General features: G+C 63.2%; 20 protein-coding genes. 2 read left to right on the top strand and 18 right to left on the bottom strand.

All coding sequences use genetic code 11. The annotated features are described in order from the left end of the window. Nucleotides 1-9 precede the first annotated feature (9 nt). On the top strand, nt 10-1047 hold the full coding sequence (locus RMO95_RS06770; protein ID WP_310449842.1) for a TRAP transporter substrate-binding protein: 1038 nt from the start codon (nt 10-12) through the stop codon (nt 1045-1047). Between the two features lie 149 nt (nt 1048-1196). On the opposite strand, the gene RMO95_RS06775 is transcribed toward RMO95_RS06770, so the two are convergent. From RMO95_RS06775 to RMO95_RS06840, 14 genes are all read right to left on the bottom strand, one after another. Next, nucleotides 1197-1823 (bottom strand): ANTAR domain-containing response regulator, encoded by a 627-nt coding sequence (locus RMO95_RS06775; RefSeq protein WP_310449843.1) that lies wholly within the window; start codon nt 1821-1823, stop codon nt 1197-1199. Between the two features lie 14 nt (nt 1824-1837). Next, nucleotides 1838-2989 (bottom strand): transporter substrate-binding domain-containing protein, encoded by a 1152-nt coding sequence (locus tag RMO95_RS06780; RefSeq protein WP_310449844.1) that lies wholly within the window; start codon nt 2987-2989, stop codon nt 1838-1840. Nucleotides 2990-3085: 96 nt separating this feature from the next. Next, nucleotides 3086-5197, bottom strand: a complete 2112-nt coding sequence (locus tag RMO95_RS06785; protein ID WP_310449845.1) for a VWA domain-containing protein — start codon at nt 5195-5197, stop codon at nt 3086-3088. 71 nt (nt 5198-5268) lie between these two features. Then, nucleotides 5269-6075 (bottom strand): CbbQ/NirQ/NorQ/GpvN family protein, encoded by an 807-nt coding sequence (locus tag RMO95_RS06790; RefSeq protein WP_310449846.1) that lies wholly within the window; start codon nt 6073-6075, stop codon nt 5269-5271. A gap of 151 nt (nt 6076-6226) precedes the next feature. Then, entirely contained in the window at nt 6227-7264 is a 1038-nt protein-coding gene (locus RMO95_RS06795) for an aliphatic amidase (protein WP_310449847.1), read from the bottom strand. Between the two features lie 35 nt (nt 7265-7299). Next, complete coding sequence (gene urtE, locus RMO95_RS06800; RefSeq protein WP_310449848.1) at nt 7300-7992, bottom strand: urea ABC transporter ATP-binding subunit UrtE; 693 nt, start codon at nt 7990-7992, stop codon at nt 7300-7302. 8 nt (nt 7993-8000) lie between these two features. Then, on the bottom strand, nt 8001-8738 hold the full coding sequence (urtD, locus tag RMO95_RS06805) for an urea ABC transporter ATP-binding protein UrtD (RefSeq protein WP_310449862.1): 738 nt from the start codon (nt 8736-8738) through the stop codon (nt 8001-8003). A 109-nt stretch (nt 8739-8847) separates the two neighbouring features. After that, a complete protein-coding gene (gene urtC / locus RMO95_RS06810; protein WP_310449849.1) occupies nt 8848-9879 on the bottom strand; it encodes an urea ABC transporter permease subunit UrtC in 1032 nt (343 codons plus the stop codon). A gap of 4 nt (nt 9880-9883) precedes the next feature. After that, nucleotides 9884-10816: an urea ABC transporter permease subunit UrtB gene (gene urtB / locus RMO95_RS06815; protein WP_310449850.1), complete on the bottom strand. Its 933-nt coding sequence runs from the start codon at nt 10814-10816 to the stop codon at nt 9884-9886. A gap of 61 nt (nt 10817-10877) precedes the next feature. After that, nucleotides 10878-12068, bottom strand: a complete 1191-nt coding sequence (urtA, locus tag RMO95_RS06820; protein ID WP_310449851.1) for an urea ABC transporter substrate-binding protein — start codon at nt 12066-12068, stop codon at nt 10878-10880. A 440-nt stretch (nt 12069-12508) separates the two neighbouring features. Beyond that, nucleotides 12509-13918 carry an MBL fold metallo-hydrolase gene (locus RMO95_RS06825; RefSeq protein ID WP_310449852.1) on the bottom strand — a complete coding sequence of 470 codons (1410 nt, stop codon included), beginning with the start codon at nt 13916-13918 and terminating at the stop codon, nt 12509-12511. A gap of 114 nt (nt 13919-14032) precedes the next feature. After that, the gene (locus tag RMO95_RS06830) at nt 14033-14473 is read right to left on the bottom strand and encodes an acyl-CoA thioesterase (protein WP_310449853.1); all 441 of its coding nucleotides are present in this window, start codon (nt 14471-14473) and stop codon (nt 14033-14035) included. Then, entirely contained in the window at nt 14470-16011 is a 1542-nt protein-coding gene (locus RMO95_RS06835; protein ID WP_310449854.1) for an indolepyruvate oxidoreductase subunit beta family protein, read from the bottom strand. The genes RMO95_RS06830 and RMO95_RS06835 overlap by 4 nt, the downstream gene beginning before the upstream one ends. Then, nucleotides 16008-18173, bottom strand: coding sequence for an indolepyruvate ferredoxin oxidoreductase subunit alpha (locus RMO95_RS06840; RefSeq protein ID WP_310449855.1), 2166 nt, complete (start codon nt 18171-18173; stop codon nt 16008-16010). Before RMO95_RS06840 ends, RMO95_RS06835 begins: the two co-directional genes overlap by 4 nt. A 173-nt stretch (nt 18174-18346) precedes the next feature. On the opposite strand from RMO95_RS06840, the gene RMO95_RS06845 reads away from it, so the two are divergent. Continuing rightward, nucleotides 18347-19147, top strand: a complete 801-nt coding sequence (locus RMO95_RS06845) for an arylamine N-acetyltransferase (RefSeq protein WP_310449856.1) — start codon at nt 18347-18349, stop codon at nt 19145-19147. A gap of 215 nt (nt 19148-19362) precedes the next feature. On the opposite strand, the gene RMO95_RS06850 is transcribed toward RMO95_RS06845, so the two are convergent. The 4 genes from RMO95_RS06850 to RMO95_RS06865 form a co-directional block, all read right to left on the bottom strand. Beyond that, entirely contained in the window at nt 19363-19707 is a 345-nt protein-coding gene (locus tag RMO95_RS06850; RefSeq protein ID WP_310449857.1) for a hypothetical protein, read from the bottom strand. A 303-nt stretch (nt 19708-20010) separates the two neighbouring features. Further along, nucleotides 20011-21189, bottom strand: coding sequence for an acyl-CoA dehydrogenase family protein (locus RMO95_RS06855; RefSeq protein WP_310449858.1), 1179 nt, complete (start codon nt 21187-21189; stop codon nt 20011-20013). A gap of 19 nt (nt 21190-21208) precedes the next feature. Then, complete coding sequence (locus RMO95_RS06860) at nt 21209-21994, bottom strand: SDR family NAD(P)-dependent oxidoreductase (RefSeq protein ID WP_310449859.1); 786 nt, start codon at nt 21992-21994, stop codon at nt 21209-21211. Next, a complete protein-coding gene (locus RMO95_RS06865; protein ID WP_310449860.1) occupies nt 21991-23562 on the bottom strand; it encodes a benzoate-CoA ligase family protein in 1572 nt (523 codons plus the stop codon). The genes RMO95_RS06860 and RMO95_RS06865 overlap by 4 nt, the downstream gene beginning before the upstream one ends. Nucleotides 23563-23691 lie beyond the last annotated feature (129 nt).

The raw sequence follows: 23691 nt of genomic DNA on the forward strand, positions 1-23691 counted from the left end.
GAGACACCAATGAAAACCCGCAAACTCGCACGACTGATTACCGCCGCAGCCATCGCCCTCGGCAGCGGCAGCGTCCTCGCCCAGGAAGTCACGCTCAAGGTGCATCATTTCCTGCCGCCCAGCTCCAACGCCCACGCCAACCTGATCGTCCCCTGGTGCGACAAGATCGCCAAGGAGTCGAGCAACAAGATGAAATGCCAGATCTATCCGGCGATGCAGCTTGGCGGCACGCCGCCGCAGCTGTTCGACCAGGCCAAGGACGGCGTCGCCGACATCGTGTGGACCCTGCCGACCTACCAGGCCGGGCGCTTCACCAAGTCGGAAGTCTTCGAGCTGCCCTTCCTGACCAAGAATGCCACCACCGCCAGTCCCGCGCTGTGGGAATACGTGCAGAAGAATTCGCTCGACGAGTTCAAGGGCACCAAGCTCATCTTCATGCACATGCATGACGGCGCGACCTTCCATTTCGGCAAGGTCGGGCCGAAGAACCTCGAAGAACTCAAGGGCCTCAAGGTGCGCACGCCGAGTCGGCTCGGCTCCAAGATGATCGAGGCCCTGGGCATGATCGCGGTGCCGATGCCCGCGCCGCAGGTGCCCGAGGCCATCGCCAAGGGCGTGGTCGACGGCGCCAACATCCCCTGGGAAGTGGTGACCCCGTTCAAGCTGCAGGAGATCACCAAGTTCCACGTCGAGGTGCCGCCCGGCATGCCCAAGCCGGGCAATTCGATCTTCGCCTTCGCCATGAACCAGGCCAAATACGACAGCCTGCCGGCCGACCTGAAGAAGGTGATCGACGCCAACAGCGGCATCGAGACTTCGAAGTGGGCGGGCACGGTGTTCGACGGCCCCGAGGGCCCGGCGCGCAAGATCTCGAAGGATCGCGGCAACACCTTCATCACCATCACCCCGGCGGAATATGTGCGCTGGAAGAAGGCCACCGACCAGGTCGACGAAGCCTGGATGAAGGAAGCCGCCACCAAGGGCGCCAACGGCAAGGCGCTCTACGAGGAGGCCGTAGTGCTGCTGAAGAAGCACGGCAGCCTGTAACAAGCGCTGCACTCCAGCCAAAGGCAGGCCTGCGGGCCTGCTGTGTGAATGAAATGGAGCGGGATATGCGTTGGTGGCGATGGGCCATCAACGGCCCGAGGCAAGCGGCAAAACCAGGCTTCCAGGCAACCGATAGGCGCGTCCTTGCGCTAGGAACTTTTGACCCCCACCATCGAAAGAATCTCGTTGGCATTCACGATCGCCGTCGCGATCTCTTCGATGGTGACCCGCTTTACCATTGCCTGATCGCGAATCACGGCATAGGCATCTTCCTCTGATATCTTGCGCGAGTTCATCAGGACACTCTTTGCATCGGTAATCTTGCGGATCGACTGAAGCTTGGACTCAAGCTTGGCCACGCGTTTTCGCTCTTGCCGCAAATCCCCTGCCAGCTGACGTGCAAGTATCAGCGTCGACAGCACTCCAAAGGAGCGGATAGGCGTGGCAATGACCGCGCTTGCTCCAAGTCGCAGCATGCCATCGACGATCGTCGGATTCTCGTAGTTGACTACCGCTACCCTGATCGGGGCATCTTCACTTTTGATCCACGGCAGGTCCAGGACAATGGTCTCCGGATTGACCGCAAGAAAAGCGACGTCGAACGGCTCGTTCAACTCGCCCGGCAGAGGCCAGAACGCCTGAACCTGGCATCCGATCCGCTGCAACTGGCGAATCAGTTGCTCGCCGTCGTTGTCGCGCGGATGAAAAACAGCGACTCGCAGACTGCGCAAATCCTTGAGCAGTTCTGGGGTGCTACGTGTTCCTGTTCTGCGCATCCGGCCTGGCTCCCCTATAGGTCCAGGGTATCGATCTGGGTCGTCCAGTCGCCCAATGAATAGGTGACCAGATAGGGATCGGGATGCACCGGACGCTTGGCCTCTCGCACAATGGTGAATTGCCCCTTTGAATTGGCACGCCCGATTCTCGGGTAGAGACAGGTATGGTGCGTGGCAGGGTCGATACGCACCCGTCCTTGCGGTGCCTGGAACTCGGCGCCAAGCAACTCGGGCAGGAGCGCCTCGACCTGGTCGGTACCGCTTTGCCGCATGGCGTTGGCAAACATATGGACCTGGAAGTAAGCAGCTTCCCAACACATGTTGGTAACGACTTCTCCGCCCATGAATTTCCTGTACAGATCCAGTACACGTCGGTTGGTATCGGAGTCGATGGACTGAAAATACGGCGCTGCGGTGTAGTGGCCAGCGGCATACTCGGCACCCATGGCCTTGATCTCGGCTTCGCACGTGGTCAGGCTGGCGATCGGCATTTCCTTCGGATTCAAGCCTGCCTCCGCGTACGCCCGGTAAAGGTGCTGGGTCGACTCGCCCACCACCGTCGAAAAGATGAAATCCGGCTGTTGCTTCCTGATGTCGCTTACGACCGAGGTGAACTCCTCGTAGCTGGCCGTGAGGGGCAGGTAGCGCTTGCCGACGGTCTTGCCATTCCGTTGTTCCACCAGATCGGTCATGATGCGATTTGACTCGAAGGGGTAGATATAGTTGGAACCGACCAGATAGACCCGGGAGCCGAAGTTAAGGGTCATGAAATCGGCCAGCTGGACACTGTTCTGGTTCGGCGCGGCGCCGGTATAGATCACGTTGTTGGAGAACTCGAAACCCTCGTAGATGGTCGGGTAGAAGAGCAGCCGGTTCCACTTCTCCACAATCGGCAGCACCGCCTTGCGCGTGCTGGACATGTAGCAGCCGAAGATGACATTTACGTCGTCATTGAGTATCAGCCGTTCTGCCAGGCTGGCGTACTGCACCGCATCCGATTGGGGATCGTAGAGGACAGGCACCAGTTCTCGTCCGTTAATGCCGCCTGCAGCATTGACTTCGTGAATCGCGAACAAGGTACCGCTGAGTTGGGTACGCTCGATCGGGGCGGTGACGCCGGTGTTGGAAAACAACACGCCGACGTGGATGGGTTGCTGATTAGACAAATCTGTAGTCCCTGAAAGCGTCTATGACTGCCATCCCGCTCAGCGGAGATGACGTGAATGATAGCAACGGCTGTACGAATTGGGTGGCGCCCGTTCTCATCGGGAAAGCAGGCGTACAAAGACATGTGACAGCTGTGTCACGAGATCCTGGGGATTGTCGAGCAGCAGATAGCGGTCGCCGAAAATATGCGCGACATAGCGTTCGGCCTTTTTGTCCACCGTCAGGCAGAATGGAATCGTGCCTTCGCCATGGATCACGCGCACGGTCCGTGCCGTATCCTCGATCAAATAGTTGGCGTCTCCGACATCGACATCCGATGGTTCCCCGTCGGTAACCAGCAGGAGAATCTTCCGTTCGAGCGGCTGTTCCGCCAGCATTGCCTGGGCGTGACGCAGCGCGGCGCCCATGCGGGTGGAACAGCTTCCCCGCAGTGCCCGCACCCGTGTCTGCTCGACGGCGCCGAAAGTCTCGTCGAAGTCCTTTATCCGATAGTAAGAGACCTCTTGGCGACCGTTGGAGCAGAAGGCGTGGATGGCAAACCGCTGTTTGGCTTGGTCCATCGCCGTGCCCAAATTCAGGGTGGCGCTCTTGATGGCGTCCAGCAGCGATTCGAAGCGCCCCGGAAGGCAATCGTTGGTGGACTCGGAGATATCCAGCAGCACCAGAATGGCCGACTCGATCAGGCGCCGGCCGGGGCGCTTGAAGACTCGGGGATCCGGCGGCAATCCCGATCGCATGTCCACCCTGGCGGCAACGGCGGCGTTCAGGTCGAGTTCCTCGCCCTCCCATTGGCGGGTCAGTTTGGTCGACCGGCTCAACTGGCGCGCCTTGATCATGGAGAACAGGTTGCGATGCGACTGCGGCGCCGAGACCGGCGACGCCGGAGACATGGCGGCTTTCGCTGCCAGCGGCTGCTCGATTACCGTTGTCCAGGCGTCGCGTTCCACGGCGCTCTGATAATCCCACTCGGGGTATTCGAAACGCACCTGAATCTGTAGCGGGGACACGCTGGCCGGCGGGGCTTGCCCCGCGTTGCCACCTCCGGTCTGCTGTTCATTCTCGTCCCGCTCCATCCGTGCCGTGTCCAACTGCAGTGGTTCTTGCTGCGGTGGCGGATTTTGGGATTCACCGTAATCCCAGAGGAAGGAATTGTCATCCCGATAGGCAGGCGCTGGCATGTATGACTCGGCGATGAAGCGCACCCGCATCTGCCCCAGATCGTTGGCCAGAATCGAGGCGATGCGGCGAAAGGCCGCATAGTCGCCCGGCTCGACCAATTGTTCTCGAAACAGGCGCGCACCCTTGTTGACCCAATAGTTGTCGTCCTCACGGTCTGGATCGTGAAGTGCGAGGGCCAGGCGGCTGCTCAGGCCGGCGAAACTCAGGTTGTCGGCATCCGCGGATGCTTTGTGAAAGCGGTTCCACAGGACGCGCAAGCCTGGCAATTTCCTCATCATCAAATATTCGACACGGGCATCCTCGATCAGCGCGATTACCGCCAGCAGCATCGGCTTCAGTCCTGCTGTCGACAGTTTCTGCGGCGAGAACTTCAAGTGAGCGACCGCATGGGCAGCCGCGGCACGATAGAGGGCACTGCCGTCGGCACCATCCAGCACGCTGTAGCCTTCCGGCAAGAACAGACCACCTTCCGTCACCACCGAGCGCAGCGGTGGCCCGTGCAGGGCGCCCTGGCCACGGCTGCTCAGTCCGAGATGGTCGCCCAGCAAGCCGTCGACGTAGTACTGGAGAAAGTTGTGGAGCGTTGCGAACCTGACATTCGCCTGCTCGTGAGCCAGACTGCGGGCAGCCAGCGGATCATCGAGCCGGAAGTAGGCCAGCAACTTTGCCGGATGTTGCCCGTAGGCGCGCAAACCGGTCACGGTCCAGCGCCGCAGACCAGGTACATCGAGGTGCTCGGCCAGGTAGCCGAGGCTGCCGGCGAGGCCCGCCGCTTCACCTCTACCCAATGCCGGCAATTCTTCCAGCAGGTCCAGCAGATCGCGGAAATGCTGCCCGACCCCATCTTTGTGAATGATGCGCGGCAGTGCCTGATCGAGCTGTTCGGCGACGTGAAATCCCGACTGCTCTGCGATCCGATCGAGCCGCAGCCCTATCTCCTTGGCCGCGACATCGCCCAGGCGATCACCGACCGCGCGCTGGATCGACCAATCCGCTGGCTTACTGGATATGCGTGCCAGGTTGGACATGCGCTAAACGTGCTGTGCCGAGTTAATGACGGATGCGGGAACTCACCTGCCGGCTTCGGCAGCGGACCGGGTCACGCGAAATGAGCCTCGATGAAACCATCGAGCGCCTTGTAAAGGGCTTCGTCGTCGGTAATCGGGCGCGTCATCGCCAGGCGGCAGGCATCGACCGCCGCAACGCCATCCCGAATCAGTGCTCCTGCGTAAATCAGCATGCGCGTCGAGATGCCTTCCTCCAGCCCGCGCCCCTTGAGTGCGCGCGACTTGTGCGCTATCCCGACCAGAGTGCGCGCTGTCTCGACATCGACCCTTGCCTCGTGTTTCACGATCTCCGCTTCATGCCCGCCATCCGGGTAATGAAAGTCGATCGCGCCAAAGCGCTGTTTGGTGGATTGCTTGAGGTCCTTGGTCATACTTTGGTAACCGGGGTTGTAGGAAACCACCAGCTGGAAATCCGGGTGGGCGTGAAGTACCTCGCCCTTCTTCTCCAGCGGCAGAATCCGCCGCGCATCGGTGAGCGGGTGGATGATCACCGTGGTGTCCTGGCGGGCTTCGACGACTTCGTCCAGATAACAGATTGCACCGTGGCGAACAGCCGTAGTAAGCGGACCGTCGTGCCAGACAGTTCCGCTGGCGTCCAGCAGGTAACGGCCGACCAGGTCCGATGCCGTCATGTCCTCGTTGCAGGCGATGGTGATGAGCGGCCGACCGAGCTTCCACGCCATGTATTCGACGAAGCGCGTCTTGCCGCAACCGGTCGGGCCTTTCAGCATCATCGGCATGCGCAGGCCATAGGCCGCCTTGAACAGCGCGACTTCGTTGCCGCTCGGGTAGTAGTAGGGCTCTACCGGAATCAGGTATTGATTCATGGCTGCTGACATCTTGTTGGTACCTCGGATCTGACGGGTGGCGTATGAATCCTTGGGCGATAAAGATTCATCACCCAGGATTCATACTCGCTGCGTGTTGGCAACAAGGCGTATCCGGCGCGAGGCCGCTCTTCGGTGAGAGCGGCCTCGATGCGCTGGAAAATCAGCGATGCTGTTGCGCCGTGTTCGGAATACCCTCAATCGGGCATTCCTCGGTTCCCGGGGTGTTGCGGGTCAGGGATTCGACCATCTTCTTGGTCCCGTCGGGATCATTGACCCACTTCGAATAGAACTGGAACGGACAGGCGGCAACGCCATCCGGTCCTTCGCCGGAATTTATTTTCCCCGTGTAGCCGCGATGCAGCAGCTTGTAGAGGTGGTTGTTCGACTGGGAGTTGCGGCGGGCATCGCGGATCAGCGACATCGACAGTTCCGCGTATTGGATACCCATGTCTTCCTCGCCGCATTCGCCCAGGGTACGGCCGTCGAAACCGACGATGGCGGAGTGGCCAAAGTAGGAATAGACACCGTCGAAGCCGGTAGCGTTGGCCACCGCGACATAGATGTTGTTCATCCAGGCCATGGTCTTGGCGACCATGACCTGCTGTTCCTTGGCCGGGTACATGTAGCCCTGGCAGCGGACGACCAGTTCGGCGCCGCGCATGGCGCAGTCGCGCCAGATCTCCGGGTAGTTGCCATCGTCGCAAATGATCAGGCTGACCTTGAGCCCCTTGGGGCCGTCCGATACGTAGGTGCAGTCGCCCGGATACCAGCCTTCAATCGGCACCCACGGCATGATCTTGCGGTATTTCTGCACGATCTCGCCCTTGTTGTTCATCAGGATCAGGGTGTTGTAGGGGGCCTTCTTGGGGTGCTCCTCGTGGCGCTCTCCGGTGAGGGAGAACACCCCCCAGACGTTGGCCTTGCGGCACGCGGCGGCGAAGATTTCCGTTTCGTCGCCGGGAACGGTGGCGGCGGTTTCGTACATTTCCTTTGAGTCGTACATGATGCCGTGGGTCGAGTATTCCGGGAAAACCACGAGGTCCATTCCCGGCAGGCCCTGCTTCATCCCGACCACCATGTCGCCGATCTTGCGGGCGTTTTCCAGCACTTCTGCCTTGGTATGAAGGCGCGGCATCTTGTAGTTGACGACCGCGACGCCGACGCAATCGTTGCTGCTTGAAATATCGCCATGTCTCATCATGCTCTCCTTTGGTGTTTGTAAAAAAAGCCCAGTCAGACGGTAAGGTAGGACCGCACCTCTTCGAGGTTGAGGTTGGCCTTGTCGGCTTCGCGGACGATACGACCACGATCAATGACCAGCAGACGGTCCGCTACCTCCAGAGCGAAGGAAAGGACTTGCTCGGACACCAAAATCGCGATGTTCAGCTCTGCGCGCAGTGCATTGAGCGAGCGCGCAATCTCTTTGATGATCGAAGGCTGTATGCCTTCGGTGGGTTCGTCGAGGATCAGCAGGCGTGGCTTCGATGCCAGTGCCCGGGCAATCGCCAGTTGCTGCTGTTGGCCGCCGGAGAGGTTGCCGCCCTTGCGATTGCGCATATCCTTGAGAACGGGGAAAAACTCGTAAAGGAAGGACGGAATCTCCTTGTAGCGCCGGGTTTCCAGTCCGGTGAGGAGGTTCTCCTCGACAGTCAGCTGAGGGAAGATGAGTCGCCCCTGGGGGACGAAGGCCAGCCCCGCCTGCACGCGTTTGTGGCTTGCGGTTCCCATCAACTCCCTACCCTCGAGGTTGATCGAAGAACCGTGTCGCGCGGGCACCATGCCGATCAGGGATTTGAGCAGCGTGCTCTTGCCCATGCCGTTGCGACCGACGATTGCCATTGCGGCGCCCGGTTGTACCAGGAAGGACACGTCGTGGATCACTTGGCTTTCGCCGTAGGCGACATTCAGGTTATGCACTTTGAACATGGTCGGCCTCAATGTCCCAAGTAGACTTCTATGACGCGCGGATCGTTTTGAACCTCTTCCACGCTTCCCTCGGAGAGCAGTCGTCCTTGGTGGAGGACGGTGACCTTTTTCGCTATCGAGCGTACGAAGTCCATGTCGTGTTCGATCACCACCAGAGACTTGCCGTTGGCGATCCGCTTCAGCAGTTCGGCCGTCTCCTCCCGTTCGCGCGGACTCATCCCGGCTACCGGCTCATCGAGCAGCATCAGGTCGGAGTCCTGCATCAGCAGCATGCCGATCTCCAGCCACTGCTTCTGGCCATGCGAAAGTTTTCCGGACTTCATCCGCAGGTGATCCTTGAGCATGATTTCCTCGGCGACGTAAGCGATGCGCTCGCGGACTTCCTTGGTGCGACGAAAGAAGATCGATGCCCACACACCATGTACCTGGGGAATGGATATCTCCAGGTTCTCGGCTACGGTCAGATCTTCGTAGATCGATGGCGTCTGGAACTTGCGACCGACACCCAGGCGCACGATTTGATAATCGGACAGCTTGCTGAGTTCGGTGCCACGGAAGCGAATGCTGCCGCTGGTCGGTTTGGTTTTGCCGCAAATCATATCCAGCAAGGTGGTCTTGCCGGCACCATTGGGGCCGATGACGACCCGCAGTTCGTTTTCATCAATCGACATGTCCAGTCCGTCGACCGCCTTGAAGCCGTCGAACGAGACAGTCAGTGCTTCTATGGACAGGATTTTTCCATTCATGAGAGTCGATTTGGCATTGACGGGTTGGCTGGCGGCGATCGATTCGGGTCGCTGGGAAGCGACCGCAAAATGCGTAGTGACGAGAGCGTTGTCCATGGCGGGCGATCCTTCAGGTTTTCACTCGCAAGATCTTCCGGAACAGATCGGCGAGACCGTTCGGCAACACCCAGACGACGAAGATGAACATGCCGCCCAGGAAGAACAGCCAGGTCTCGGGATAGTGTTCCGACAGATAGGACTTCGTGAAGCCGACCAACAGGGCTCCGACAACGGCACCGACCACTGACAAGCGCCCGCCGACGGCGGCATAGATCACCAGCTCGACTGAAGTCACAGCACCGATCAGGCTCGGCGTGACGAGCCCGGCTTGCAGCGCAAACATGGCGCCACCAACGGATGAGAGTACTGCCGAAACCGTGAATATGAAGGCCTTGATCATGGCGGTGTCGAAGCCGGAGAACCGGACCCGATCCTCGCGATCGCGAACGGCAATAAGCAGTTTGCCGAATCGGCTGTGCAGCAGCAGTGCCGCCAGGGTGGTTGCCGTCAGGAGAAGCGCGACTTCGACCCAATAAATCGCCTTCTTGCCGGCGTCATCGATGATGTCGAAGCCGAGCAATGTGCTGAAGTCGGTAATGCCGTTGGCGCCGCCGGTCTCGCCTTGCTGGCCGATGTTGAGGACCACCAGGGTCATGGACAAGGCAATCGTCACGATCGCGAAGTACACGCCGCTGACGCGTTTGCGGAATATCGCGTACGCGAATATGAAGGCCACCGGAATTGGAACGAGGAAGATCGACGCGAGGGTCACGCCGAAGCTGGAGTAGGGCTCCCACCAAAACGGCAGTTGCTCGACGCTGCTCCAGACCATGAAATCAGGCAGCTCGGGCGCCGATGCCTCCAGCTTGAGGAACATGGCCATGGCATAGCCGCCGAAGCCGAAGAAGACGCCCTGCCCGAGGCTCAGAATACCGCAGTAGCCCCAGGCCAGCACGATTCCGACGGCGACGAAGGAAAAGGCCAGATACTTGCCGACAAGGTTGAGCCAGTAGGGTCCGAGCGCCAGCGGCAGTAGTCCGAGCAGCAGCAATGCCAAGCCCGCGTGAGCGAATTTCTCGCCCTGTTTGGCCGAGAGGTTCATGAGATCAGGTCCTCACTTTCGAAGCGAACAAGCCGTTCGGACGAAAGTACAAAACGGTGATCACCAGCAGGAGAATCGCCACTTTGGCCATCGAACCGCTCATCAAATATTCCAGAGTGGTTTGCATCTGGGCGATGAGGAAGCTGGATGCCGCCGTTCCGAGCAGACTGGCGACGCCGCCGAAAACGACGACGATGAAGGAGTCGACTATGTAGAGTTGACCCGTGCCAGGGTTGGTGGATCCAACCATGGTGAATACGCTGCCGGCGATTCCCGCGAGTCCGGAGCCCAGAGCGAAAATAAGGGCGTCAACGCGGTTGGTATCGATCCCCACGGCAGAGCTCATGGCGCGGTTTTGCGTCACGGCGCGCGCGCGAAGTCCCCAGCGCGTCTTGTGCAGGATGTACCAGACGCCCAGCGTCACCAGAATCGTCAGGGCGACGATGAATATGCGGTTGAGAGGCAGTTGAATCGATTCGGTGGGCTCCCATGCGCCGGAAAGCCAGGCCGTCAATGGAACGCTTACTTCCTGTGCGCCAAACACCGATCGGTAGGTCTGCTGCAGGATCAGGCTGAGGCCCCAGGTTGCCAGGAGCGTGTCCAGCGGCCGATGATAGAACCAGCGAATGAAGCCGCGTTCGAGCAGATAGCCAAAGGCGAACGTGACGCAGAAGGCGAGCAGGATGGCGACAAACAGGTACACGTCCATCAGCCCCGGCAAATGACGCTCGAAGAAGCTTGCAGTGAGATAGGTTGTGTAGGCGCCCATGGCCATGATCTCGCCGTGGGCCATGTTGATGACGCCCATCAGACCGAAGACGATCGCCAGCCCCAGCGCCATCAGCAATAGGATGGTGAACAGACTCAGTCCGTTGAACAGTTGCATCACGAGAATGCCGAAGGTCACGATAGCTTCCTTGATCGATGTCGTGGGCATGACAACCCCCGCCTCGGGGCGAGTAACCGCCCCGAAGCGAAGGACTGTGCATGCTCCGCGCTCAGAGCTTGGGGAATGGGTTCGGCTCGATCACACCCGACTCAAACACGATATCGAACTGCCCATCGGTTCGGGCGCGGCCGATGCGAATCTTCTTCGAGACATGGTGATTGGTCTTGTGAATCGCGACCTTGCCTTCCGGCGCATTGAATTGAATCCCGCTGGAAGCAGCCACAACCTTGTCCACGTCGAACGACTTCGCCTTCTCGACTGCCATCTTCCACAAGTAAACCGAGTTGTAGGCGCATTCCATTGGATCGCCGACGACGCGATCCTGGCCATACTTGGCCTTGATGGCCTTGACGAATTTTTCGTTTTCCGGGCTCTTGATGCTCTGGAAGTACCCCATGCAGGCGTAATAGCCGACGGCATTTTCCTTGCCGATGCCGTCGATCTCGTTTTCCGAGACGACCGTGGACAGCAGTTTCTGTTTGCCGCCATCGAGGCCGGCGGCTTTCAACTGCTTGTAGAACGCCACATTGCTGCCGCCGACTACGGTGCTGTAGATCCAGTCCGGCTTGGCCGCCTTGATCTTGTTGATGATGGAGGAGAACTCCGTGTGCCCGAGGGGCGCATACTCTTCGCCGACCACCTTGCCGCCGAGCCGTGCAACGGTGGGCTTGGCAATCTTGTTGCAGGTGCGCGGGTAGATGTAGTCGGAACCGACCAGGAAGAATGTCTTGCCCTGCTGCTTGGCCATCCACTCGATTGCGGAAATTACCGATTGGGTCGCCTCTTGCGAAGTGTAGATGACCTGCTTGTCCTCTTCCTGGCCCTCGTAGTAGGTTGGGTAGTAGAGCAGCCCCTTGGACTGCTTGAGGACCGGCAGAACGGCCTTGCGGGAAGCCGAGGTGTAACAGCCCACGATGGCCGCCACCTTGTCGCGTTGCAAGAGCTGTTTGGTTTTCTCGGCGAATGTCGGCCAATCGCTGGCGCCGTCTGCCACGACGGGGTCAATCATCCGTCCAAGGACGCCCCCGGCGGCATTGATTTCGTCAATTGCCATTTTCTCGGCTTCGACCAGTGCTGCCTCGGCAATGGCGATGGTGCCTGTAAGTGAATGCAGCAAACCGAGCTTGATCGGTTCGGCAGCAAAACTGCTTTTGGTCAAAAGACCGGCGCCAGGGATTGCACCTGCAGCCACCAAACTACCGCTAATCTGCATGAAGCGACGCCGACTGATTTTGCTCATTGATTTCTCCTTGCTAGGTTGTGGAAATACTCGTTTTTGGCCCGCCACCACATAAACAAATCAAATACAGAACGACCAACTACTCCCTGCCCCGGGCATTCCCCTCACATCGAGCGGATTTCTTTGGGCTGTCACGCCTCAGATTTATGCGACGTCAAAGCCCAAACCTTGGGACTGACGAAACAAAAAAAGCCCAAAGCAGCGCAAGCGCTGCTTTGGGCTTTCTTAGCCACCTCATACTGCCGGCATCATTGGCGGCAAACGAGGATGTATTTGTTTCAGACGGCGATCCGTCAGTTCTTGGCAGCAAATTAGCAAGAATGCTTGATGGCTGTCAACCACTTTTTTCCAAAACACTATATAGGCGGCCTTGGTGCTGCGCAGCATTTCGTCGGTGCCATCACGGATATCTGACCTGCTCACCGCGTCGCGCGCATTTCCTACAGGTCGATCCGCTCGCCGAGCTGGGGCAGGTGCGGCCTGGGCCAGCCCAGCTCATCCTGGATGGCCTGGGCGAACACCGCGGAGGCGGCGGCCTCGCCGTGCACGACGTAGGCATGCTTCGGCGGCGTGCGGAAACCGCGCAGCCAGTCGAGCAATCCGGTTCGATCGGCATGGGCCGACAGGCCGCCCACCGTATGGATTCGGGCCCTGACCGGGATGGCCTTGCCGAAGATACGGACCAGGCGGGCGCCGTCGACCAGCCTGCGGCCGAGCGTTCCCGCCGCCTGGAAGCCGGTGATCAGGATGCTGCATTCGCTGCGCGGCAGGTTTTCGCGCAGGTGGTACTTGATGCGGCCGGCATCGCACATGCCGCTGGCCGAGATGATCACCGCGCCGCTGCGAACCTCGTTCAGCGCGCGCGACTGGTCGACATCGGCGACAAACTCCAGTTTGATTTTCCCCGGATGCTGCTGCATCCAGTCGATCAGTTCGTGGGTATGGCTGTCGACCAGGGCCGGATGCTGCAGCGTGATGTGCGTGGCGGCCGTGGCCATCGGTGAATCGATGTAGATCTTGAGCGGCGCAAGACGCTCGCGACGCACCAGGTCGGCCAAGATGTAGATGATCTCCTGGGTGCGGCCGACGGCGAAGGCGGGGATGATCAGGTTGCCCCGGGTATGGCGCGTGCGCTCGAAGGCCGCCACCAGTTCGTCCTCGGTTTCGCTGAAGGGACGGTGCAGGCGGTCGCCGTAGGTCGATTCGATCAGCAGCACATCGGCTCCGTCGGCGACCTTTTCGGGATCGTGCAGCACCGGCCGGTCGCGCATCCCGAGGTCGCCGGAAAACACCAGCCGGCGCGGCTTGCCGGCATCGGCGAGCGTCACGTCGAGCCAGGCGGAACCGAGAATATGGCCGGCGTCGTGGAAGCTGACCGATATCTTCTCGGCCGGGCGAACCGGCTCGCGGTAGGGCGCCGGACGCAGCAGCTTGAGCGCCGCCTCGGCTTGCGCCACGGTGTAGAGCGGTGGCTGCATGCTGCCGCTCTGGCCACGGCGCCGCCGATGGCGCAGTTGCCACTCGGACTCCTTCTCCTGGATGTGCGCGCTGTCGCGCAGCAGCACCTGGAGCAGGTCGATCGTCGCCGGCGTGGCATAGACCGGGCCGCGATAGCCGAGCACCGACAGCAGGGGCAAGAGGCCGGAATGGTCGATATGGGCATGCGTCAGCAATACGAAATCGATGGCGCGAACGTCGAAGCCGAATTTCAGCGCATTGAGGTTTTTCGTCCGCGCCTCGCGTCCTCCCTGAAACATGCCGCAATCGACCAGGAACCGGCACTCGCCGGTTTCGACCAGCGTGCATGAGCCGGTCACCTCGCCGGCCGCCCCGAAAAATCCGATTCGCATTATTCGATCCTCCCGCCAGGCCTCATCTTCGGCCTCATTGCGCGGGATTTCAATCTCGGCGGAATCCGGGGAGCAACCGGCTGCCTTGATTCCTGCCCGGGAATCGGGCGGATGTCAGCAGCAGAGCGTCTTGATGTCCTCGGGAATCGGGATCGGCTTGATGCGCAGCGCATCGTCGGGATCGCGGATGGCGAAGATGCGCACCTCGCGTCCCTCGGCCAGCACCGTGTCGCCGCGCCGCGCGACATGGCGCATGACGAAGCTGCGAGTGTTCCAGCTCTCGACGAACGTCTCGATCTCGATGTCCTCGCCATAGGTGGCGGAATTGAGGAACTTCGCCTGCGCGTCGAGCAGCGGCGTGCCGATGATGCCGCGTTCGCGTTCCATCTCGCGCCAGCTCGGCACGCCGCAGGCGGTGAAGAACTCGCGGCTGGCAATATCGAACCACCTGAAATAGTTGGCGAAGAACACGATCTGCGCCGGATCGCAATCCGAAAACGCGATGCGCAGGCGCTGCATATGCTTACGCCCCGGTTTCGCCGTATTGTCGTTCACGGCCTGCTTGCCTGGCGTTTGAACCAGCGCACCGGCACCGGCTTGACGGCGCGCTGCGGCGCGCCGGTCTGCAGCAGCACCTGGTCGAGGCCGCTGCCGGCTTCGTCGGCCAGCGCCGCGGTGCGCGCCCGGCCGATGTCGGCGGCATCCTTGTGCGCCAGGTGCTCGACGATGTGGCGCAGGTTGTCCTTGGCGCGTTCGTTGGTCGCGCCGTAACCCTTGACCAGCCGCGCGCAGAGCGCCAGTTCGAAGCCGGCCTGCCAGTCGCGCGCCGCGGCTTGTTCCACCGCGGCCAGCCAGCGCTCGATCAGCGCCTGCTCCTCGGCGTAGCGCTGGCCGCGGCGGCGCAGCGGGCGCAGGCCGGCCAGCAGGCGCAGCGCGAGAAAACCGGAAATGCTGTCGGCGCGCAGTTTCAAGGCGATGCCCAGCGGCGCCTTGCCCGCCCGCCGGCGCCGGCTTTCCCAGGCCAGCAGGCGCCGTCCTGTTGACGGCGGCAGCAGCCCGGCCAGTTCCGTCACGCCAGGCTTGAAGTGATCGGCGATGCGCAGCAGATCGCCCGCCGCGGCGCCGGCCTCGGCGCGCACGCGGGCGAAGCGGCTGGCACGGCTCTTCAGGTCGGCGACGCGGATGACATCGTCGAAGGCCATCCACAGCGCCAGGAAGCGGGCGCCTTCGCGCGCCAGTTCGGCGCCGTGCCGTCCCTGCGGATCGGCCAACTGCTCGGCGGCGCGCAGGCGCTCGACGCGTTGGCGATACAGCTCGCCGTAGGCCGCGTCCTGAAATTCGACGACGCGCGCATGGCCCTGGGCGATGAGGTCGGGGTGCTGTAGGGCGGACTTCAGTCCGCCATCCACCTCTACAACGCCATCCACCCCCTGGCCTACTGAAGTCGGCCCTACAGAGACTGCCGCCGTGCAGCGTTCGAAACCCAGCGCGAAACCGCGCAGGCTGGCCTCGACGCCACGCCCCGAGGTACGGATTACATCCTCGAAGGCGGCGCGGGCGAAGGGCAGTACGCCGCTGCCGGCAATGGCGCCGCAGAGCACGGCGCTGGGCACCGTGCCGGCCTCGCGCGCGGCGGCGGCCACATCAAAAGTCGCCAGTTGCCGGCTGTTGGCGGCGGCGACCTGCAGCAGGCGCTCGCTGTCGAAGCGGCCGTCGCCCGGCGCCAGCTTCTCGAAGGTGGTCAGGGTGCGCTGTGAAGATGCCAGCAACGCGGTGCGCTCGGGCGAGACGAAGCCGTTCTGGATCGCGCGCACCGCTTCGAGCAGCTCGGAGGCGACCATCAGGTCCACGCAGCCCGGCACCGGCGCCAGGCTCAGCACGGGTGTGCGGCCGCCGAGTTCGACACGGGTCTGCGGATGGATTTCGACGTAATAGGTGGTGGCCCCCGTGCGCTGCGCCACGCCGGGAATAGAGGTGGCCTGCGCCGGGTGGCCGGCGCGCGTGGCGATTTCGACCAGCCATTCGGCCAGCACGCCGCCGCCTTCGCCGCCGAGCGCGGCGATCAGGATCGTGATCGGCTGTCGCCGATTCATGCCGGTTGCATCCAGTCGATCACGCCGCGGCGCACGGCCGCGAGCAGGCGTTCGCCGAAGCCCGGGTTCTGCACCACCTCGACGCGGTAGAACGATGGACACAGGGTCGCGGCATGCGCGTTTTCGCCGCACAGGCCGCAGCCGACACAACCCTCGATGACCGTCGCGACCGGGTCGACCTTCAATGGGTCATCGCTGTCCTTCAGCGTCAGCGTCGGGCAGCCCGACAGGCGGATGCAGGAATGGTCGCCCGAGCAGACGTCGTCGTCGACGCCGTATTTGACGCGCACCACGCGCTGGCCGGCCTTGAGCAGCGAGGCCAGCCAGGGCTTGACGCGGCGCTGGCGTTCGAGCTGGCACTCGCCTTCGGCGACGATCACCTTGAGCCCGCCGGCATCGGTGGTGAAGGCCTCCTCCAGGGTGCGGCGCATCGCGTCCACCTCGTAGCTGGGCACCGTGCGCAGCCACGTCACGCCAAGGCCCGTCAGCGTGCGCTCGATGGTCTGGTTGCGGTCGACCAGGCTCAGGCGCTTGTCGGGCGCGCCCGCCTTCTGCTCCTCGTCGGGCGTGGAAATGATTTCCTGGGTGCCGGTGGCGGCCGTGTAGCCGTTCTTCATGATCAGCAGCACGGCATCCGTCTTGTTGAACAGCGCCGACTCGACGCCGGTGAGCAGGCCGTTGTGCCAGAAGCCGCCGTCGCCCATCACCGCCAGCGCACGCCGCCCGAGCATCGGTGAGACGCCGGCGCGGCTGGCCAGGCTCATGCCGTAGCCGAGGATGGTATGGCCGAAGCCGAAGGGCTCGAAGGTGGCGAAGGAATGGCAGCCGATGTCGGCCGCGACATGCACCGGGCCGACGTTGGCCTGCGCCAGCTTCAAGGCGGAAAACACCGGCCGCTCCGGGCAGCCGGTGCAAAACTGCGGCGGCCGCGGCGGCAGCGGCGCGGCGAGCTGCGCGGCCACCGCCTGGCGGCGCGCGGCGTTCGCCGTCAGCCAGTCCTGCGCGGCGGCCAGCGGCAGATCGGCGGCGTGACGCGCGAGGAATTTCACGAGGCCCGCGGCGACGACTTCGACCGTGTATTCGCCGGCCATCTGCAGCAGGTCCTTGCCGTGGATCGCAGTGCCCAGGTCCTGGCGGCGCAGGGTCGTGGCGATCTCCTGTTCGATGTACTCGGGCTGGCCTTCCTCGACCACCAGCACGGCGCGCTTGCCGCGGCAGAAATCGGCGATCTGCTCGGGCACCAGCGGATACGTGACGTTGAGCGCGAGGATCGGGAACTCGGCAGCGCCGAAGGCGTCGGCCAGATCGAACTGCTGCAGCGCGCGCACCAGGGTGTTGTGCAGGCCGCCCTGGACGATGATGCCTACATCATCCGACGCAACTGAGCGGCGGCCGGCGAAGATTTCGTTCAGCCCCTGCTCGACGATGTAGCGCCGCGCCGCCGGCAGGCGCTGCTCGGTCTTCAACTTTTCCTGGCGGAAGGTGGCCGGCGGATGCGCCAGCTTTTCGTAATCGAAGCGCGCCGGCTCGGCCAGCAGCGCCTTGCGCGAGACCGCGGGCGGCACGTTGTCGCGGCATTCGAAGCTGCCGCGCACATGGCAGGCGCGCACCCGCAACTGCAGGATGGCTGGCGTGTTGCAGGCCTCCGAAAGCGCGAAGCCCTGTTCGACCATGCGCACCATGTTCGGCAGTTGCGGTCGCGGGTCGAGCAGCAGCAGGGACGACTTCATGGCGAAGGCATGGCTGCGTTCCTGGATCACGCTGGCGCCCTCGCCGTAATCCTCGCCGACGATGATCAGCGCGCCGCCCATGACGCCGGGCGAAGCCAGGTTGGACAGCGCATCGGCGGCGACATTGGTGCCGACCACCGACTTCCAGGTCACGGCGCCACGCAGCGGATAGTGGATCGAGGCGCCGAGCATGGCGGCGGCGGAGGCTTCATTGGAACAGGCCTCGACATGCACGCCGAGCTCGGCCATGTAGTCCGCGGCCTGCACCATGACGTCGAGCAGATGCGACACCGGCGCGCCCTGGTAGCCGCCGACATAGGCCACGCCCGACTGCAGCAGCGCCTTGGTGATGGCCAGGATTCCTTCGCCGTGCAAAGTCTCGCCGCCGCCCAGGCGCAACTGGCGCACCTCCTTGCCGAAGGAAACCTCCATCGCCGTCCTCGTAGGAAAATTCGAGGGCCAACCTTACGCCGGATGCGCCGATTGCTCCATGCAATAATGGCTCTAGCAGCTATTCAAAAAAAGTTATGCGATGACCCTGCGAGCCATGTGGACACAGGCCGTTGGCGCGGGCCGGCGGGCGCGCTTTTTCCAGGAACACGCGATTGACCGACATCCCTGAACTCGACCTGACGGCCTATCTGCAGCGCACCGACTATGCCGGAGACATCGCGCCGACGCACGCCGCGCTGGCCGCCCTGCACCTGGCGCACGCGACGCGGATTCCCTTCGAGAACCTCGACATCCTGCGCGGCCTGCCGATCGCGCTCGACCTGCCCGGCATCCAGGACAAGCTGGTCGGCCGCCGCCGCGGCGGCTATTGCTTCGAGCACAACCTGCTGTTCGCGGCGGTGCTGCGCGCCTTCGGCTTCGGCGTCACGCAACTCGCGGCGCGCGTGCGTTACGGCACCACGGCCGTGCTGCCGCGTACCCACATGCTGCTGCTGGTCGAGGCCGAGGGCGAGCGCTGGCTGGCCGACGTCGGCTTCGGCGGCGAAGGCCTGCTGCTGCCGGTGCCCTTCGTCGTCGGCGCCGAGGTGCGGCATTACGCCTGGAGCTACCGCGTGATCGAGGAAGCCGGCCCGACCTGGGTCCTGCAATCGAGCCGCGACAAGGCCTGGCACGACCTCTATGCCTTCACCCTGGAGCCGCAGCAGATCGTCGACTATGAAGTCGTCAACCACTACCTGTCGACCCACCCCAACTCGCGCTTCGTGCAGACGCTGACGGTGCAGCTACCGGGCCCGCAGAAGCGCATGATCCTGCGCAACCGCAAGCTGGTCGAGGATCGCGGCGCCGGTGTCAAACTCGAAAGCCGCACGCTGGCCGACGACGAGGAATTGCTGCGCGTGCTGCAGGAAAGCTTCGACCTCGAATTCCCGCCGGGAACCCGCTTCGTCAGGTGATAAATACCTCAGTTCAATCCGCAGATGACGCAGATTACGCAGAGAGAACAACGGGGTGGCCTGCACCCACGGCTCACCCGCCAAGTGATATGGCTTGGCCAGGCAGCGCCCTGATCCATCTGCGCTAATCTGCGAAATCTGCGGATCAAATGCTTTTTGTAGGGTGATAAAAGTTGGCGTTGGCGGCACGGCGACCGGCGTCGCGCCGCTCCGCTTCAGGCCGGCGCCAGGCCGTGTTCCGGATGGCTCGCCGCGGCCAGCAGCGGCGCCATCGCGGCCTGGAACTCGTCGTCGTAATCGCCCAGGGTTCCGACGTGTTCGCTGCAGCCCGATATGATCGCCGCGACGCGGTGCACCGGCAGCGCACGTGCCTGCGGCGTCAAGCCTTGCGCCCACAGGCCCGCCTCCTGGCCATAGCTGCCGACGCAAAGCCACCCACGGTCGTTGGCCGGCGGCGACGACAATTCCGGAAGGTAGCCGCCGCTTTCGGCGGTGCGCGTACGGCATGCCAGTTCGAAGCCAAGTTCCTGCGCCTTGTGATGCAATTCGGTCCAAGTCATGTTCGCTCTCCCGGTTGCGCCATCGCGGCCGCGATGCGTCTTCCTTATAGGCCGCTTCACCGGACATGTCATGACGCGGCGCATTAGCTGCACTGCGGCAAAAGCGGCGGTCAGGGCGCCGCCACCGTCTCGCCACCGTCTCGCCAGCGTCAACTATTGCCGCAGCCGGAGGCTGGCCGCAATGCGCTGGTAGTCAGTCAATAAGGAAATGACGCATTGCCTGTAGGAGCGAGCTTGCTCGCGATAAGCCGTTATCGCGAGCAAGCTCGCTCCTACATCCATCGGTTTCGACATGTCTGCGTGCTAGGTGCGCAGATCCTGTTCGTAAGCCGACAGGGTCTGGCGCGCGATGATGAGTTGCTGGACTTCGGTTGCGCCTTCGTAGATGCGCAGGGCGCGGATTTCGCGGTAGAGCCTTTCCACCGGATGCTCGCTGACGACGCCGAGGCCGCCCCAGATCTGCAGCGCGGCGTCGATCACCTGCTGCGCCGTTTCGGTCGCCGTCATTTTCGCCATCGCCGCTTCGCGCGTGACGTTCTGGCCCTGGTCGCGCAGCCAGGCCGCACGGTAGGTCAGCAGCGCCGAGACATCGACGCCGGTGGCCATTTGCGCCAGCTTGGTCTGGGTGATCTGGAAGTCGGCCAGCATCTGGTTGAACATCGGCCGCGTCGTGGCGCGGCGCAGTGCCTCGTCCAGCGCATGGCGGGCGAAGCCCAGGGCGGCGGCCGCCACCGAGGTGCGGAAAATGTCCAGGGTCTGCATCGCCACCTTGAAGCCCTGGCCGGGCGCGCCGAGCATGGCGCTCTTCGGAATCCGGCAATTGGTGAAACGCAGCCGCGCCAGTGGATGCGGGGCGATGACGTTGATGCGCTCGGCAATCTCCAGCCCCGGCGTCGCGGCATCGACGATGAAGGCCGACAGGCCGCGGGAACCCGGCGCCTCGCCGCTGCGGGCGAAGAGGACATAGAAATCGGCGATGCCGCCGTTGGAAATCCAGGTCTTCTCGCCGTCGAGCACGTACTCGTCACCCTCGGCGCGCGCCGCGCAACTCATTGCCGCGACGTCCGAACCGGAACCTGGCTCCGACAGGGCGAAGGCGGCAATCGCCTCGCCGGCGGCGACCCGGGTCAGGTAGCGTTGCTTTTGCGCGGCCGTGCCGTGCAGCGTGATCGCGCCCGAGCCCAGGCCCTGCATGGCAAAGGCGAAGTCGGCCAGGCCCGAGTGCCGCGCCAGGGTTTCGCGCAGCAGGCAGATGGCGCGCGTGTCGATGACGTCGTACTGGCCGCCGTGGGCGCTGCCGCCCACCGCATAGCGCAACCAGCCGGCGGCGCCGAGCCGCTTGACGAAGTCGCGGCAGGCGGCGTCGGTGTCGCCGTGGTGATCGTCGCTGATGTTGGCGCTGGCCCAGCGCTCCAGGTCGGCCTGCAGCTGGCGGTGGCGGTCATCGAAAAATGGCCAGTCGAGATAGCTCTTGTCGCTCATGGTTTTTCCTTGTTGGCACTTACATGGTTTCGCCGCCGGAGACCGAAATCGCCTGCCCGGTGACGGCGGCCGATTCCGGCTGGCACAGCCAGAGCACGGCACTGGCGACTTCTTCGGGCTGCACCAGGCGGCCCTGCGGATTGTGCTTGACCAGTTCGGCCGTGGCCTCGGCGGCGCTGCGGCCGGTCTTGGCCTGGATGTTGGCCAGGGTATCGCGCACGATGTCGGTTTCGGTATAGCCGGGGCAGACGGCATTGACGGTGACCGGCTTTTTCGCCAGTTCCAGCGCCAGCGCCCGCGTCAGGCCCAGCACCGCATGCTTGGCCGCGCAGTAGGCGGTGACGTAGGCATAGCCCTTGAGCGAGGCCGTGCTGGCGATGTTGACGATGCGGCCCCAGCCCTGTTCGAGCATGCCCGGCAGCGCGGCGCGGATGCCGAGATAGGTGCCGGTCAGGTTGACCGCCAGCATCTGGTTCCACAGCGCCGGATCGGTGCGCATGAAGGGCGCGCTGGCCGCCTGCCCGGCGTTGTTGATCAGGATCGCGACCGGCCCCAGGGCCGCCACGGCACTGGCGAAGGCGGCGCTGACGGATTCCGCATCGGCGACGTCTACCGTCACGCAATGCACCTCGGTCAGTTCGCGCAGCAGCCCGGCTTCCTGCTCCAGCGTCGCCGCGCTGCGGCCCATCAGCGTGATCCGCGCGCCCTGCCCGGCCAGCGCCCGCGCAATGGCGGCGCCGATGCCGCGGCCGCCGCCGGTGACCACGGCGTGGCGTCCCGCCAGCGCCGACTTTATTTCACTCATGACGTCTGCTTGAGCATTTCGCGCAAGCGAAAACGCTGCGTCTTGCCCGTCGCCGTGCGCGGCAGTTCGTCGACGAAGCGGACGGTGCGCGGGCACTTGTAGATCGACAGCGTGGACTTGAAGGTCTGCAGCAGCGCTTCGGTGATGGCCGCCTGATCGGTTTCGGGATTGCGCGGCACGACGAAGAGGGCGATGCGCGTCAGCCCGTCTTCATTGGGAAAGCCCACCACCGAGGCGTCCTGCACGTCGGGCACGGTCAGCGCGCAGGCCTCGATCTCGGCCGGGCTGACCCACTGGCCGGAGACCTTGAGCATGTCGTCGGAACGCCCGAGGTGGCACCAGCGCCCTTCGGCATCGAACTCGAACATGTCGCCGGGGAAATACCAGCCGTCGCGCAAGGCGCGCGCCGTGAGATCGGGTTGCTTCCAGTAGCCGACGAACTGGCAGGCGGCGCGAATGGCGATCTGGCCGGGCTGGCCGGGTGTGGCGATGTCTTCGCCGTCCTCGCCGACGAGGCGAATCTCGGCCCAGGAGACAGGCTTGCCCGAAGAACCGGCGCGCGAATCGCCGGGCTGGTTGAGCAGGAACAGGGAAACCGTTTCCGAGGCGCCGACGCCGTCGAGGATCGGCTGGCCGCACAGTTCCAGCCAGTCGTCATAGAGCGTCTCCGGCAGCTTCTCGCCGGCGGCGACGAAATGGCGAATGGCGCGAAAGGCCGGATTGGCCGGCGCGCCTTCGCGCAGCAGGTTGCGGTACATGACCGGGGTGCTGAACAGCACCGTCGGCCGGTGGCGCTCGACGGTGTCGATGATCAGCTTGGGCTCCGGCCAGGCCGGCGACAGGATCACGGTTGCGCCGTTCTGCAGGCCGCCCATCAGCGAATGGCCGAGGGCGAAGCCGAAGAATATTTTCGAGGTGGTGAACACGCGGTCGCCCGGCCCGACGCCGAGGCATTCTCGTGCCAGGCAGTCGGCGACCAGCACGCTGCGCTGCGGATGCATGACCGCCTTGGGCTTGCCCGTGGTGCCCGAGGAGTAGAGCCAGAAGCCGACATCCTCGGGGCTCATGGGCGCCGATTCCAGGCGGGCCGACTGGCCGGCGACGATGGCGGCATAGCCCAGGCAGGGTGCCGGAGCCGCACCGCCGACCACCACCACGAGCGGCGGCTGCTCCAGCGTTTCCGCCGCGCTCTGGTACAGATCGAGAAAATGCGCATCGACACAAATCACCCGGCATTCGCTGTGCTGGATGATGAAGAGCAGGTCGCGCGCGGCCAGCCGCACATTGAGTGCGACGGCGATGGCGCCGATGCGCATGGTGCCGAGGTAGGCCGCCACCAGTTCCGGCGAGTCGTCCATGAGGAACAGCACGCGGTCGCCGCGCTCCACCCCATGCGCACGCAGCGCATTGCCGCAGCGATTGACCTCGGCGTCGAGTTCGAAATAGCTCATGGCCCGCTCGGCGCACAGAATTGCGGTCTGCGCGCCCAGCCCCTGCTTGAGCGGCCGGCCGATGATTTCGTCCGCCGCGTTCATGGTGCCGCTTGGCACTGTTCCATCAAAATTCATTTGCCATCCCGTTCCCAAGTCTGGGTGATACCCCCGGAAGCACGGCTCCCGGGGCGATTTGCAAAACTTAAAGGTTGTGAAGAAATCGTCCCCCAAGGGGACTTCCTTCGGGGCGTAGCCGCTGGGCCG

It is taken from the genome of Sulfuritalea sp., assembly GCF_031426875.1.
Classification (GTDB): Bacteria; Pseudomonadota; Gammaproteobacteria; order Burkholderiales; family Rhodocyclaceae; genus Sulfuritalea.